Annotated in this window: 8 protein-coding genes; 5 read left to right on the forward strand and 3 right to left on the reverse strand. The window is 43.5% G+C overall.

Annotated elements, in window-relative coordinates:
• Positions 1-66: 66 nt before the first annotated feature.
• The gene (locus tag J3P37_RS12310; RefSeq protein ID WP_256011493.1) at positions 67-1,500 is read left to right on the forward strand and encodes an LptF/LptG family permease; all 1,434 of its coding nucleotides are present in this window, start codon (positions 67-69) and stop codon (positions 1,498-1,500) included.
• Positions 1,501-1,606: 106 nt separating this feature from the next.
• The gene (locus tag J3P37_RS12315) at positions 1,607-2,821 is read left to right on the forward strand and encodes a bifunctional 3,4-dihydroxy-2-butanone-4-phosphate synthase/GTP cyclohydrolase II (RefSeq protein ID WP_256011494.1); all 1,215 of its coding nucleotides are present in this window, start codon (positions 1,607-1,609) and stop codon (positions 2,819-2,821) included.
• Between the two features lie 525 nt (positions 2,822-3,346).
• Here the strand turns inward: J3P37_RS12315 and J3P37_RS12320 are convergent.
• Positions 3,347-7,759 carry a translocation/assembly module TamB domain-containing protein gene (locus J3P37_RS12320; RefSeq protein ID WP_256011495.1) on the reverse strand — a complete coding sequence of 1,471 codons (4,413 nt, stop codon included), beginning with the start codon at positions 7,757-7,759 and terminating at the stop codon, positions 3,347-3,349.
• A 96-nt stretch (positions 7,760-7,855) separates the two neighbouring features.
• On the opposite strand from J3P37_RS12320, the gene tsaD reads away from it, so the two are divergent.
• The 3 genes from tsaD to crtD are packed head-to-tail and all read left to right on the forward strand — an operon-like array spanning position 7,856 to position 10,563.
• Positions 7,856-8,884, forward strand: coding sequence for a tRNA (adenosine(37)-N6)-threonylcarbamoyltransferase complex transferase subunit TsaD (gene tsaD / locus J3P37_RS12325; protein WP_256011496.1), 1,029 nt, complete (start codon positions 7,856-7,858; stop codon positions 8,882-8,884).
• Positions 8,885-8,929: 45 nt separating this feature from the next.
• Positions 8,930-9,100 carry a hypothetical protein gene (locus J3P37_RS12330; protein WP_256011498.1) on the forward strand — a complete coding sequence of 57 codons (171 nt, stop codon included), beginning with the start codon at positions 8,930-8,932 and terminating at the stop codon, positions 9,098-9,100.
• A gap of 2 nt (positions 9,101-9,102) precedes the next feature.
• Complete coding sequence (gene crtD / locus J3P37_RS12335; protein WP_256011499.1) at positions 9,103-10,563, forward strand: 1-hydroxycarotenoid 3,4-desaturase CrtD; 1,461 nt, start codon at positions 9,103-9,105, stop codon at positions 10,561-10,563.
• A gap of 256 nt (positions 10,564-10,819) precedes the next feature.
• Here crtD and J3P37_RS12340 read toward each other — a convergent pair whose 3' ends face one another.
• Positions 10,820-12,088 carry a DUF1501 domain-containing protein gene (locus tag J3P37_RS12340; RefSeq protein ID WP_256011500.1) on the reverse strand — a complete coding sequence of 423 codons (1,269 nt, stop codon included), beginning with the start codon at positions 12,086-12,088 and terminating at the stop codon, positions 10,820-10,822.
• A 604-nt stretch (positions 12,089-12,692) separates the two neighbouring features.
• Entirely contained in the window at positions 12,693-14,657 is a 1,965-nt protein-coding gene (locus tag J3P37_RS12345; RefSeq protein WP_256011501.1) for a DUF1800 domain-containing protein, read from the reverse strand.
• Positions 14,658-14,699 lie beyond the last annotated feature (42 nt).

Raw genomic sequence — 14,699 nt, forward strand, 5'->3', positions numbered from 1 at the left:
GTCCTGCGAGGTGTATTTTGTTATTTCTATGAAATTCATAGCAAAAATTTTCTCTAAGTTTGCATAGTGAAGAAAGTCCATCTGCTGGTTATTAAGGCGTTTATTCGTCCTTTTATTGTTACCTTTTTCATCGTGATGTTCGTGTTGTTGATGTTGTTTTTATTCAAATACATCGATGATCTTATCGGGAAGGGCTTTGAGTGGTATGTGATTTTGGAATTGATGTGGTATGCCTCAGCCACAAACGTAGCTATGGCTTTACCCCTGGCGATGTTATTATCTTCTATCATGACCTTCGGCAGTCTTGGCGAAAATTATGAGTTGGTGGCTATCAAAGCGGCCGGAATTTCTCTTCCTAAGGCAATGATGCCTTTAATAGTACTGGTATCCACATTAAGTGTTTCTGCCTTCTTGTTTTCAGATTACATGCTGCCGGTGGCAAATTTGAAAATGGGGTCCTTGTTATGGGATGTAAGAAATCAAAAAACAGCCTTTCTGATTGAGGAAGGAGTTTTTAATAATAGTATCGATCGTTACGCCATTAAGGTTCAGAAAAAGGGTGAGGACGGACAAACACTACATAAGATCCTGATCTACGATCATAGTGCAACTAATGGAAACCTAACGGTGCTAATGGCCGATAGTGGTAAAATGTATAAAACCAGCGATGAAAGCTCTCTAGTTCTGAAATTACATAATGGTGCACGGTATGTTGAGGAATCGGGTGATAGAGTTTATAACCCTCGTCAGCGTTTTTACCGGTATCGTTTTAAGGAGACTGAGCAAAAGTTTGATCTGTCAGGCTTTAAAATGCAACGTACAGATGAAAACTTGTTTAAGAGTAATTATGCCATGCTTAACCTGAGGCAGTTGAACTATTATCGCGATTCAACGATGAAAAAAGCCGATAGTAATGCAACCACAGTGTTATCCGGCTTGCTGCCTATGTACAGGCTTTCGTATTCTAATTTCAAGCTAAAAAATAATACTAAGGCAAAGGCTTATAAGGGGTCGATTCTTAAGACACTTCCTGAAGAATCGCATGGGCAGGCAATAAGTTATGCCCAGACCCAGGTAAGAACCCTGGCCGAAAATCTGAACCTTAAAGGTGAGGAACAAAGCACATTCGATAAAAGTGTCCGGCGGTATATTGTGGAATATCACAGGAAATTCACTCTGGCTTTTTCGTGCCTGGTATTGTTCTTCATTGGTGCACCTTTAGGCGCTATCATCCGAAAAGGAGGATTAGGGCTGCCTGTGGTGGTATCGATCGTGTTTTTCCTGATATTTCATATCATTTCTACTATAAGTGAGAAATCGGCTCGTGAAGGCTCTGTCGACCCGGCGCTGGGGATGTGGATTGCTATCATCGTGCTTTCGCCACTCGGGGCATTTTTAACTTATAAAGCTGCGGCAGACTCTGTTCTTTTTGATGTAGACTATTACAAGCAATTGTTTCAGAAGTTATTTAGGCGATTTAAAAAAGTAAAGGCTAATTGATCTGAAGGATTCAGCGTTCCTGAATTTTTTTTAGGCCCTTATTATTTACCTTTCAATTATATACCGAGTCGGTTTCTACCTAAGATAAACGTAAATTTGCGTTATAATGAAAGTGAAGTTAAGTACAATAGAAGAAGCTATAGAAGAAATCAAGGCTGGTAAGGTTATAATCGTGGTTGACGATGAAGATCGTGAAAACGAGGGTGACTTCCTTACTGCCGCTGCCAATGCTACACCAGAAGTGATTAACTTCATGGCTACCCATGGCAAAGGCTTGATCTGCGCCCCGCTTACAGCAGAGCGCTGCGATGAGTTAAAACTTGATTTAATGGTTGGCAATAACACCGCCACTCATGAAACTAATTTTACCATTTCCGTTGATCTTATTGGACATGGCTGTACTACCGGGATCTCTGCTTCTGACCGGTCTAAAACCGTGCTGGCATTAATTGATCCGGCGACCAAACCGGAAGAGCTTGGACGTCCGGGACATATTTTCCCTTTGAGGGCTAAAGAAGGTGGAGTACTGCGCAGAGCAGGCCATACCGAAGCGGCAATTGACCTGGCAGCTCTGGCGGGGTTCGAACCGGCCGGCGTTATCGTTGAGATTATGAAGGAAGACGGTGAAATGGCCCGTCTTTATGATCTGATAGAAATTGCAGAAAAGTTTAATATGAAAATCGTCTCTATCAGAGACCTGATTGCATACCGCTTACGTACCGAAAGTTTAATCAAAAAGGAAGTCGCCGTTAAGCTGCCTACCCAGTGGGGTGATTTTGAGATGGTTGCTTATACCCAGGTGGATACAGGAGATCATCACATTGCCCTGGTTAAGGGAAGTTGGGAGCCTGATGAACCGGTAATGGTACGTGTTCATAGTTCATGCATTACTGGTGATATTTTTGGATCCTGCCGTTGCGATTGCGGTCCTCAGCTGCATAAGGCGATGGAGATGATCGAAAAGGAAGGCAAAGGTGCTATCATTTATATGAACCAGGAGGGAAGGGGCATAGGGCTTATTAATAAGTTGCATGCTTACAATCTTCAGGAGAATGGATTTGATACGGTTGATGCTAATCTGCAGCTCGGATTTAAGATGGATCAACGTGACTATGGGATCGGTGCTCAGATCCTGAGAAGTTTGGGGATTACCAAAATTCGCCTAATGTCGAATAATCCTACTAAACGGGCTGGCCTGGTTGGATATGATTTGGAGATTGTAGAGAATATTCCAATAGAAATAAGTTCAAATGTTCATAATGAGTTGTATCTTAAGACAAAGAGGGATAGAATGGGACATTTGATTATGAAGGAGGATTAGCATATTATCTGATTAGCACACGCGGCACGCGTACGCTAGCATACGTCGATCTGCAAGCATACGTCGCTGGTGCACGTTCAATGTCGTTATTTAAGCTTTTGTCTGTCCTTAGGAGTTCCGGAGGAGCTCTAAGGATTCAGAAATAAAAAGGAGTCTCGGACTCCGTTAAAGCGCTATACAAAACGCCTAAGGAGTCAGAGACTCTCTTTTATTGATCCTTAGTCCCTGGCGCTTAAGCCCCGGCTACAGACTAAGGCCAGCGCCGGGATCAAAGTCTGAAGTAGATTAAGAGCCTGGTGCAGGTTGTCATGCCGAATTATTTCGGCATCTCTTGAATTATGCTTGAAGGGCATGCTTAGGCAAGAGGTCCTGAAACAAGTTCAGGATGACCAAGGAATGAATTCTGTACGGAAAAACCGAAATTTTGAAGCCTGGCCGTATGCTGGCGCACGTGTGCCGCGTGTGCCTGAACTGTTTTAATTTCTATGAACAGGGCTTCATTAACGCTTGATCCTCTGAAATAAGCTACCGTCCCGACTCTCTGTTTGGTGGCGGAGGGGTTGGTGCTGTTGGTGTGGGTGTTGTAGTTGGGATACCAGGTGACAGTGGCGGATCATCTGAACGCCTGCGCTCATGCCGGCGCTGTCTGTTGATCAGGGCCCGAAGAAATTCTCCGAAAGTATCAAAGTCTTTGCGGTAAACCAAACCTATGGCATTTACATAATCTTCCTGGTTCTGTGCCAGGGTTAACACGCTGCGGTTGTTCAGTTTATTCGACACTCTTGCAGTAAGACTACCGTCCTTTTTTATCAGGTAAGAGGCCTCTATATCACGGGCAATAGCATTGCCACCGAGTACGTTGAAGTCATTGAGGTCGTTCCCTGTAACACGCCGGTCGCTTAGACCTCCCGTAAGGATCAGGCGGTTGTTAAAGAAACGGCCCGATAAGCCGAAGTCGTTCAGGGACCTGAAGTTAATATCCACTGTTTTCAGGTTAAGCGATTGTGCAATGATCGAATTGAGCTGGTTGAAAATAAGTTCAGAACCGGCGCTGGTTATCGTTTGCGTTGCTGCCGATGAGAGACCTGTATTTGCAGTAAACGTCCGCCTTACAATAAGACTGATCGCCTGTGTGTTTTTATTGTCCTGGTTGCTGAAATAATTCTGCAAATCGTCCTTAATATAGGTGTCTGCAGGGAAGTTGATGTCAAAAACGATGTCCGGTTGCGTAAGTTTCCCGCTCAGGTTTATGATGGCTTCCACCTGCTGGATGGATTGCTGCTCTGCATTTCTTCCTGCGGCTATATACAGGTCTCGGAGGCTGGTACGTACTCCATAAACCGCTTTAAGATTGATCTGAGCATCGGCCGGATCCCCTGTCCAGCGAATAGAGCCACCCTGGCTGATGTCGAATTCCTTATTGATATAATCCTGAGCCGTAAACACGAATTTCCCGCTGGATATCAAATAGTCTCCCCGCATTTCAAAGTCGCCGGCACTGGTGATCTTAAGGCTGAGCTGCTCCGCTGTACCACGACCGTTTAGCTTCCCAAGATCAGTGATGATATTTACCTGGGAGGCCTCATCAACTTTCAGGTCAAAGTTCATCACCAGACCGCTGAATGTAGGCAACCTGGTAGGCGTGATGCTTGAATCTTTCGCTACAAAAGTGATGAAATTGCTGTTGCCGATCCTCTCTGACGCATTCAAAGGAATATTGAAAACAGTACCTTCTTCTGTTTTTGCATTGATATCGATCCGCATATTATTAGTGGGGCCCCTGAACCGGAAAGTGCCGGTGCCGAAAGCCGTTCCATAATATACAGGATTGTCTTTGGCGGTTGTATTGAGGGCAAGGAATCGCGTAGCGCGCAGGGTTACATCAATTTCAGGTACTTTAGGGTTAGTCATATCCACACTTCCTGAAGCTGTTGCTTTGTTGCCGTAGATGTCTGTTAGCTCAAGGTCGTTCAATTTGATCACACTATTATCTACGGTGACATCATCATTGATCCGATAGGGTGTTTTCAGATAATTTATGGTGAGACCCGTATTGATCAGGCTAGCACCGCCATTTATCTTCGGATTTAAGGGTGTACCTGTCAGTTTTAGCTGTGCTGAGACATTTCCTGAAAGGTTCGACACAAGGTTTTTTATAAAGGGCTGGAAGATGATCACTTCCCCATTATTCATAACCAGGTCTATATCCAGTTTATTGCTCACTGAGTTGGCGTTATAGGTTCCAGATGCAAACAGGGTTTCAATACCCTGCTTCAAGATGTTCATCTCCACATCTACAAGCTTCGTCTCATTGTCCAGATTTGCCGTTAGCATCACATCTCCAATTGTGGTGTTGTTCATGGTCAGGGAGTCAATCTTAATGTCGGACTCCATCTTGGTTTTTTTTGTGATTGAAGAGATCGCCAGCGCTCCGTTTAGTTCACCCGACAAAGAAATCCCTGCACTCGAGGTTACAGGGTTGAATGTGGCTAACTTGAACTGTTTGAAGTTGGCATATAAGATATCTTTGGGATCTGGTGAGATCACTCCATCGAGCGTTAATAATTGGTTATCCCTGAACAGTTCGAAGTTTTCAATGAAGACCTTTCCCTGATCAAATTTAAACTTTACTTGCTCCTGGATGCGCCAAATTTCGTGATTGATCACCACATCCGACGGCAGAACCGATAAACGGGCGGCTGTATCGGTAGCAAATTCAACCAGACCGTTTAAATCGAGCTGGTTAGTAGCGTCTTTATCCGATAGCTTAACGTTCAGCGACAGGCTGTCGTTTTGAAGGATGTTGGCGATGTTTATGTTCTGGATATAGAGTTTATCGGTAATATCTACCCTATCGGCAGTTAAAAACAGGTTTAAGGCCGAAGGGCTTGTAGACTCATCGATAATGAGGTTATTTATCCGTATTTTCTTAAATTCAATCAAAGGACTGGAGCCATTCAGTGTAGCCGTATTTTCCGCAGAAATGAACCTTCCGTTAAATACAGCACCTTCGGGTACCTTCAGTTCGGGAAGCAGAAAGAGAGCTATCGGCTCAAAATATTTAACTTTTAAACTGAACTCAAAATCCTGAGCCCCAAAAGGCACTGTTTTAAGTTTGAGAGATGGCAGATATTGATTGACAACAGATTTAAAATAGGATGGCAGCGTGGCCAGATCGTAATTGCCGAGTAAGCTGGCATCCAGTATATCTGACTTAATGGTTAAAGACCTGGAAGTTCCCACCCCGCTTGCCGTGAGGTATACTGAATCGACAACAATTGAGTTCTCAGGCCTGGATAAACGGATCCTGTTTATCTCGAAGTGTCCCTGAATATTATTTAGATTGTTGCCGGTAAAATTTGTTCTCAGATCGGCATCCAGTTGTATGGTGTCTTTTGTGAAACCCAGCTTATGAAGCCGGGTATTTTTCAGGCTTGCTACGAAGTTGTATTCAGGCGTCTGTTTACGGATGTTTATACTGCCATCGAAGTCCAGATGGATATTACGATCCTTAATGTCAACCTGTCCAAGGAAGATGCTCTCATGAAAAGAGCCGTTAATGCTGATGTTACTGTACCGGTATCCTCTAAAATCGACGTAAGCGGCCTCAGCTTTTATTTCTTCGTTCAGGTCCTTAAAAGAGAAGCCACGGCCTTTTATCTGGGCAGACAAGGTTGCACGCCCCAGATCCTTTCTGTCAAGCAATTCCCGAAGGTTAAAATCATAGGCCTTGACAATGCCGGAATAAGTTGGCGTGCCCTGCAGGTTCATATTGAGATCTGAGTACACCCGTCCGAGCGCAGTTTTCAATTCTCCCCTGGCGCTAAAGTCTTTTACGAGGCCTTTGAAATTCCCTTTGAAACTAATGTTACCAAACTTTTCTGCTATTGGAGGGATCTTTTGGCTTTTGCCTGTAATCGCCCTGGCAAGAAATTCAACATCTTTTTTATTACTATGTAATTGCTCAAAACGCAGGTCCATCCGGGTCTGGTTGATTGCTGGCAATCCTTTTATGTCAAAGTTTCCTTTTAGGTAAGTTGCTTGTCCCGCCCTGGCAGAGAAGTTCCTGGCTTTAATATCCCTGAGGTATCCACTAACTGTTCCATCTAAACGAATATCCAGGTTCATCTTTCGTGTAGCGTCAGCAAAAAACGAAATATCTTTTGAATGAAGCTTCGACCTTTTAAGGTTTAACTTTACGTAGACTTTTGAGGTAAACTGTTTGAAATCCGAGAACTTTGAATATTTTAACAGCAGATAGTTACTAAGTGAGGAACGCGGGGTTTCCAGCAGCAGGTTTTTGAACTCCATTTTATTGGTGTCTATAATCGCGTCTGTGCTAAGGTTATTTAGCGTAAATCCACTCTTTTCCTTAAACTGCAACTGGTTTATGCGGGCTTTAAACAGGTGATTTTTGGTATCTACGTTCTGTATGGTGGTGCTGAGATTATTTAGATCCAGATCATCGAAATTAATTCGCTGTAAAGCATTATTCCGGTTAAAGTTGCGGTACTTGAAAGAGATATGATTTAAAACCACTTTATCAATGGTTATGTTGAAGGGCTTCTTTTTAACTTTAGGCGCAGGAGATTTTGGCGTAAAATAATCTACAATGAACTGCAGGTTAGTGCCCCCTTGTTTATAGCTTTTTAGATAAAATTTTCCGCTATCCAGCTGAAGGCTGGAAATCCCAATCCTTTTCTGCTTTATGTTGAACACATTCAGATCAACGGCAAATTCAGGTGAATACAACAAAGTATCCTTATCGAGATCCTGTACATACAAGCCCTCGAGCACCAACGACTTGAAAGGCTTAATATAAAGACTCTTTATTTCAATGGTTGTGTGGAGCTCATCAGATAAATATCTGGCAGCTTTTTTGGCTATATAGGTTTGTACCGGCTTTAACTGCAATGAAAATATAAAAGCAGCAGCCAAAAGAATGACTGCTGCTAATGTCCAAAGAGTTATTTTAAGTACTTTTTTAATAGTTTTGTATTTTAAACAGTTTAAACAAAATTATACATATCCGGTTTGGCAACAATTCTCGCTATCGAATCTTCATGTGATGAAACCTCCGCTGCTATATGTAAAGACGGCAAAATGCTGTCAAATATTATAGCTACCCAGGCGGTTCACCAAAAATATGGAGGCGTTGTCCCTGAGCTGGCCTCGCGGGCCCATCAGCAACATATTATTCCCGTTGTCGAAGATGCTATAATATCAGCAAAAATAAGCAAAAAAGACATTGATGCGGTAGCTTTTACGCGCGGACCGGGCTTACTTGGCGCTTTATTGGTAGGAACTTCATTTGCGAAGTCATTTGCATTTGCCCGGAACATCCCATTAATAGATGTAAACCATATGCAGGCTCACATTCTTGCCCATTTTATACCGCCTGCCAATCCGCTGGAACAGCCGGAATGGGCTGCCCCTGAGTTTCCTTTTCTCTGCTTAACGGTTTCGGGTGGACACACGCAGATCGTTCTTGTGAAGGACTATTTCGATATGGAAATTGTTGGGCAAACCATGGACGATGCTGCCGGGGAAGCTTTTGATAAAACTGCAAAAATTCTGGGATTGCCGTATCCGGGTGGGCCTTTGATTGATAAATATGCGAAAGAAGGTAATCCCCAGGCATTTCAGTTCCCTGAGCCACAAATACCGGGACTTGATTTTAGCTTCAGCGGCTTGAAAACTTCCATTCTTTATTTTGTGCGTGACAAGAAGAAGGAGGACCCGGATTTTCTTGAAAAAAATATGGCAGATATCTGTGCTTCTGTTCAGAGCCGGATCATTACGATCTTGCTGGCCAAGGTAAAACGGGCAGCCAAAGAATTCCGTGTAAATAATATTGCTATCGCCGGTGGGGTATCAGCAAACTCCGGTCTTCGTGGGGCTTTACAAGATATGGCCGGAAAGCAAAATTGGAAAGTATTTATTCCACCCTTCCAATATTGTACAGATAATGCCGGAATGATCGCTATTGCCGGTTATCACAAATTTCTTAAAGGCGACTTTGTAGGCCAGGACGTAGCACCCCTGGCACGAATGGTTTTTTAAGAATATTTAAATGATTTTTAAATCAGTATACTTTCTATATTTTATATGAGTTTTGGAACTATAGTGTTTGGCCTTGTCTTCGTAATTCCCCTAATCGCATTTGTGCTTTCTATAGTTTGGAAAGATAAGAGCTCCCGTAAGCTTGGAGTACTTGTTATTGCGGCATTGGTGATCTTTGCTGTTATTGTAGCGTATTTCGCAAATAAAGACAAATAGATATGCCTAAAGCCATTATCGTTGGGGCTGGAATAGCAGGTATCGCATCTGCTATCCGTTTGGCGGTTAAAGGTTTTCAGGTTGATATATATGAAAAGAACTCCTATCCGGGAGGAAAGCTTTCTGAAATAGAGCAAGATGGCTACCGTTTCGACGCGGGGCCCAGCTTACTCACCATGCCTCATTATGTCGATGAGCTTTTTCTTCTTGCCGGTCGTAAACCAGAGGACTATTTCCGGTACCGCAAGCTCGACAGTATCTGTAACTATTTTTATGAAGACGGAACCCGGATCAGCGCATGGGCTGATAGCGAGAAACTCGCCGAAGAGTTCGAGGCAAAGACCGCTGATTCCGCAGACGCAATAAAACGGTTCCTGAAAAAATCGGCAGAGATCTACAAGCTCACTCATCATGTTTTTTTGGAGCGATCCCTTCATCGTTTAGCTACATATACCCGGTTGAAAACTTTGTTCTCTTTTTTGAAGCTGCGAAAGATTGATTCTTTTCGTACCATGAACCAGGCGAATAGCAGCATGTTTCACGATAGCCGGACCCTTCGTTTTTTTAACAGGTACGCTACATACAATGGCTCGGATCCATATCAGGCTCCTGCCACCTTAAATGTCATTCCTCATCTGGAACAGCACTTTGGCGCTTTTTTCCCTGAGGGAGGAATGAATGCTATCACCCTGAGTCTGGTAAAGCTCGCGGAAGAGCTGGGCGTTAATTTTCATTACAGCACTTCCGTAGAGGAAATAGTAGTAGCAGAGAATACGGTAAAGGGAATCAAAACCGATAATGGAAGCTTTACAGCAGATATAGTGGTTTCTAATTTAGATGTTTGGTTTACCTACAGGAAATTGCTGAAAACGCATATCCCTGAAAAGATCTTAAATCAGGAGCGCAGCAGCTCAGCGCTTATCTTCTATTGGGGAGTAAGCAGAGAATTTCAGGAGTTAGATCTGCATAACATTTTCTTTAGTGAAGATTATGAGCAAGAGTTCCGCTCTATCTGGGGAGTAAAGCAAATCTGTGATGATCCGACTATCTATCTTAACATCAGTTCCAAATACAAGCACGATGATGCTCCTGAAGGGGCAGAGAATTGGTTTGTCATGATAAATGTTCCTTCCGATGCTGGTCAGGATTGGGACCAGCTGATTGAACAGGCGAGAGAATGTATTATTCGAAAGCTAAGCCGTAACCTGGGTGTAGATGTCAAGGAGTTTATTGGCTCTGAATCGATACTTGATCCCAGATCCATTGAATATAGAACTGGGTCCTATCAGGGTTCCCTGTATGGTAGCAGTTCGAACAATCGATTTGCCGCGTTTTTCAGGCATGCTAACTTTTCTTCGAAGTTTAGAAACCTGTATTTTGCCGGAGGCAGTGTGCATCCGGGTGGTGGAATTCCTTTAGCTTTATTGTCAGCGAAAATAGTAGCGGAAGATATTAAAATATAATATTAAGATATATTATTTAGACTTGGCTTTATTGTCAGCGAAAATAATAGCGGAAGATATTAAAATATAATATTAAGATATATTATTTAGACTTGGCTTTATTGTCAGCGAAAATAATAGCGGAAGATATTAAAATATAATATTAAGATATATTATTTAGACTTGGCTTTATTGTCGGCAAAGATAGTAGCGGAAGATATTAAAATATAAATAAGATAGCAACCGGTGCCCCGACCGGTTGCTATCTTATTTGGTTTTATGATTTAATCACCCCAATTGAAGTTCCTTCCCAATCGGGAAATATCGCAGCGCTGTTATTTATTTTCAGGTGTTTTCCGGCAACTTCACTAAATACACTCCTGAAGTCGGTGGTAACCGCCAGGTCGCGACCATCTTCCAGGTTTTCTACAGCCAGCGGACTAACTTTCCCATGTACAACACCACCGTTCACTCCATTGCCGAGGATGAAATTACAGGAGGCGCGTCCATGATCTGTTCCTCCTGTTCCGTTTTGTTTTACCGTCCGCCCGAACTCAGTCATGGTCATTACGGTGACATCATCCTGCAGGGTTCCCATATCGTTCCAGAAAGCCATGATGCTTTCACTAAGGTCGTTAACATTCCTGGCGAAGATGCCGGTGTCTGTGCCCTGGTTAAAATGGGTGTCCCAGCCGCCTGATTCTGCAAAGGCAACTTCGAGGCCGACATCCATCTTTATAAGCTGAGCGATCTGTTTGAGGGAGTTACCAAGGGCAGATGTAGGGTACGTAGCACCATTAGCTGGCTTATAGTTTTTTGTATTTGTTTTTTGAAGCAGTTTGACAGCGTCGAAGCTCTCTTTTCCGGTGTGTTGCAGTAGTTCGGAGGAGGTTTCGTCATACAGGTCTTCAAAGCTTCGTGCTGCCAGGTTAGCGCCGGCCTGGTTGCCTTTCATCTGGATGCCAAAATCCTGCAGATTACTGATGGCAACCGATGGGTTATCGCCATAAAGCGAGCGGGGCAGGGAGGAGGTTAAACTTACTGCCTGAAAGGGCGTAGCGGCCTCGTGCCCCATGAGGCCTACCGCCCTATTGAGCCATCCGCTTGGAGTTCCTTTTTTAAAGGGGGTGCCTGACTCCATATAATCCTGTGCATCGAAATGCGAGCGGGTATTATTGGGAGAGCCAATTCCGTGTACTATGGCAAGGCGCTTTTCGCGGAACATCGGCTCGAAGGCGGCCATGGACGGATGCAGTCCGAAGCGGCCGTCCAGGTCGAATAGAGGGCGTCCCGTAGTGGTTTTTGCGGCAGACATAAATAAGCCTGGTCTGGCGGCTTTGAGATACTGATCAGTAAAAGGCGTTACTGCCATTAGACCATCCATTGCGCCGCGCTGGAATATGCATACTAATATTTTTTTGCGCTGAAAGAGCCCGGGGGCTTTTATTCCGGCTACTGCTTCAGAAAGAAAGGTTGGAATTCCACCTATCCCGATGCCGAAAAGTGCCAGGCCGCCGGCTTTAAGAAAACCTCTTCTTGATGTCATGGTATTTAGTTTTTTAGTTAATTGGGCTAGACCCAGTTATTTGTGATGATGTCATGGTATTTAGTTTTTTAGTTAATTGGGCTAGACCCAGTTATTTGTGATGATGTCATGGTATTTAGTTTTTTTAGTTAATTGGGCTAGACCCAGTTATTTGTGATGATGTCATGGTATTTAATTTTTTAGTTAATTGGGCTAGACCCAGTTATTTGTGATGATGTCATGGTATTTAGTTTTTTAGTTAATTGGGCTAGACCCAGTTATTTGTGATGATGTCATAATGAGTGTTTTTTATTCTATTTTAAAAATACTGTCCGTAGAGTTCCGCAGGGTCTCTATGGATTCAGCAATAGATAAGAGTCTCCGACTCGTTAAAGCGATATCCTTAATACCCAGCGAGTCAGAGACTCTTTTTTTATTTATGAATCTGTAGTCTGCCACCCTTGCCATTCCCACAACACTACAGACAGGAGTGACGAGCTGAATCTGAGCTTATTTCTTCGTCATCCTGAACTTGTTTCAGGACCTCTTGTCTAATCCCTGGTTCAAGAGATGCCGAAATGAATAAATGAATTCGGCATGACGAGCTAGTTCTGCTGCCTTTTGCTTATTTACGTTGAAATTCCGGAGAACCAATAATTACGCCAACAACCTGAGCCAGCATTGTACTATTGGCGACTGCAGTTTGCCGGACATTAACATTAGCACCATCATAATTTTTAACCTTTTTTACTGGCCTCTCACTTTCATACATGATCACCGCGTCCTCATTCATCATACTCATGTTGTTTTCAGATGGCGCTTTAGTCCTAGCTGCGGCGTCCGCAATCTTTTTTGTGAGGAGTGGGTCGCTTAACATAGGCGTTAACCGTTTAATAGTCTCGGTTAGATTTCGTTCAGGCATGATCATTTTACTGTAGGTGACCAAGGCAGCCTCAGCACTTTCAGGCTCACGGCTATTATTCAGGGCCGGCAGATTAATTTTCACACCGGGGATTCGCTGCGAGGCGAGCGCTAATCCAAAGTTCATCCGGTTTAATAAAGACCCTGTGTTTATCCAATAATTACCTCTGTCGGGAAAACCGGTTGGAGCCTGGTAGTAATAAACCTTTTGGCCCATTTTCGTTATCCAGGTATAGAGTTGGTAGGGTTGCCTGATTTCGGCATCCAGACTCCGTACGGCACTGATCGCCAGTTCAAATGGTGATTTAGTTTTTTCTCGTAAGGCATCTTCGCTCCAGAATTCAGGCGCTGTAGCCATGGTGATCAACACTTGTCTGATATCTCCATCTTTTTCCTGGAAGGTTTTAGCCATTTTATCTACAAGGCTTTGCGGTGGGTTATCACTTACAAAGCGAACTGCGATCTTCCTTGAAATAAACTTGGCGGTGGAGGGATGGCTAGCAAGCATATTTAAAAGCGCGACACCTTCCTCATAGCCTCCGCCGGCAGGAAACCGCTTTCCTAGCACCACTTTCTCCTTTTTATCATGCCTGTCTGGCGAAAAAAGAAAATCGCCGTCAATTACATAACCTTTCTGTATCAGCTTTTCCTCTCCCTGCCTTGCCAGATTCTTTTTTAATGCATTTCCACCATATCCGTCGTTCATGGGATATATGCCCCAGCCTGTAAGCACCCGGGCTGCCTGCGTCACATCATCCTGCGTATAGCCTGCATCCACCCCCAGGGTATGAAGCTCCATTACTTCGCGGGCGTAGTTTTCATTAAGCCCCTTGTTCTTAGCTGTTTGTTTAAGTTTTTGAATTTCTTTATACTCTTTGGTATTGGTGTCGGCTTTGCCTGACATGTAGAAATTGAGACGTTTGCTATAGGATTCTGAAGAAGAACCAACACTGCTGAAATTATCCAGGTAACGTAGCATTGCGGGCGATTTTGCTGTGGCCAATAAAAGATCATCAAACTTTTTAAACACATTAGGCCTGATCACATCTCTTTCGTAAGCGGGGATAAACTCAGCACACTGGCCTTTGTCAAGCGAGACATTGAAATGGTTAAACCAGAAATCGGTAAGCACTTCCTGCAATTGATTGTTAGAATATGAGGCCCGCAATATCTTTTGACTAATGAATTGGCGATATAAGTCTTGCTGAGGCTTTAGACCCTTTATTTGCATATAGGCATTCAGCTGAACCCTATACGATTTTCTGTCTGCACCGACTGAGTCTTTATGGATGAAGCCGTCTTTAATAGCCATGCGCGCGGCCTGACCACCTCTGGGGTAAATTTCTACGATCTCAGAATTACTGAGTTTCATTGCTGGATATTGATCCAGAAGTAAGTTTAAAGAGTCGTCTTTAAGCTTCGCTGTAAGCTGTTCCAGGAACCATTTTTCCAGACCAGTCTTTACTGCTGCATCAATATCGCCTGGCCTTGTACCATAGCTGAACCGGCTCAGTAAATGTGCTGCAGCCTGGCGGTCATTAAGCCCTGCTTTTTTATAAGGGAAACTAAATTTAGCTTTATTGGGCTTCTCATATAAAAAGGATGTGAGAAAAAAGCCAGCCGTCAGGAGAACGAACAAGCTGAACGCAAAACGTAAAATAACTTTCATACTGAAGTGCTAAGTTTGGTTCAGGTAAGACTCAGGAAAATT

The organism is Desertivirga xinjiangensis (genome assembly GCF_024436435.1).
GTDB lineage: Bacteria > Bacteroidota > Bacteroidia > Sphingobacteriales > Sphingobacteriaceae > Desertivirga > Desertivirga xinjiangensis.

Coding starts and splice junctions, on each gene's coding strand:
- J3P37_RS12315 (WP_256011494.1), top strand. CDS start 1,607: ATGAAAGTGAAGTTAAGTACAATAGAAGAAGCTATAGAAGAAATCAAG.
- J3P37_RS12345 (WP_256011501.1), bottom strand. CDS start 14,657: ATGAAAGTTATTTTACGTTTTGCGTTCAGCTTGTTCGTTCTCCTGACG.
- J3P37_RS12340 (WP_256011500.1), bottom strand. CDS start 12,088: ATGACATCAAGAAGAGGTTTTCTTAAAGCCGGCGGCCTGGCACTTTTC.
- J3P37_RS12330 (WP_256011498.1), top strand. CDS start 8,930: ATGAGTTTTGGAACTATAGTGTTTGGCCTTGTCTTCGTAATTCCCCTA.
- crtD (WP_256011499.1), top strand. CDS start 9,103: ATGCCTAAAGCCATTATCGTTGGGGCTGGAATAGCAGGTATCGCATCT.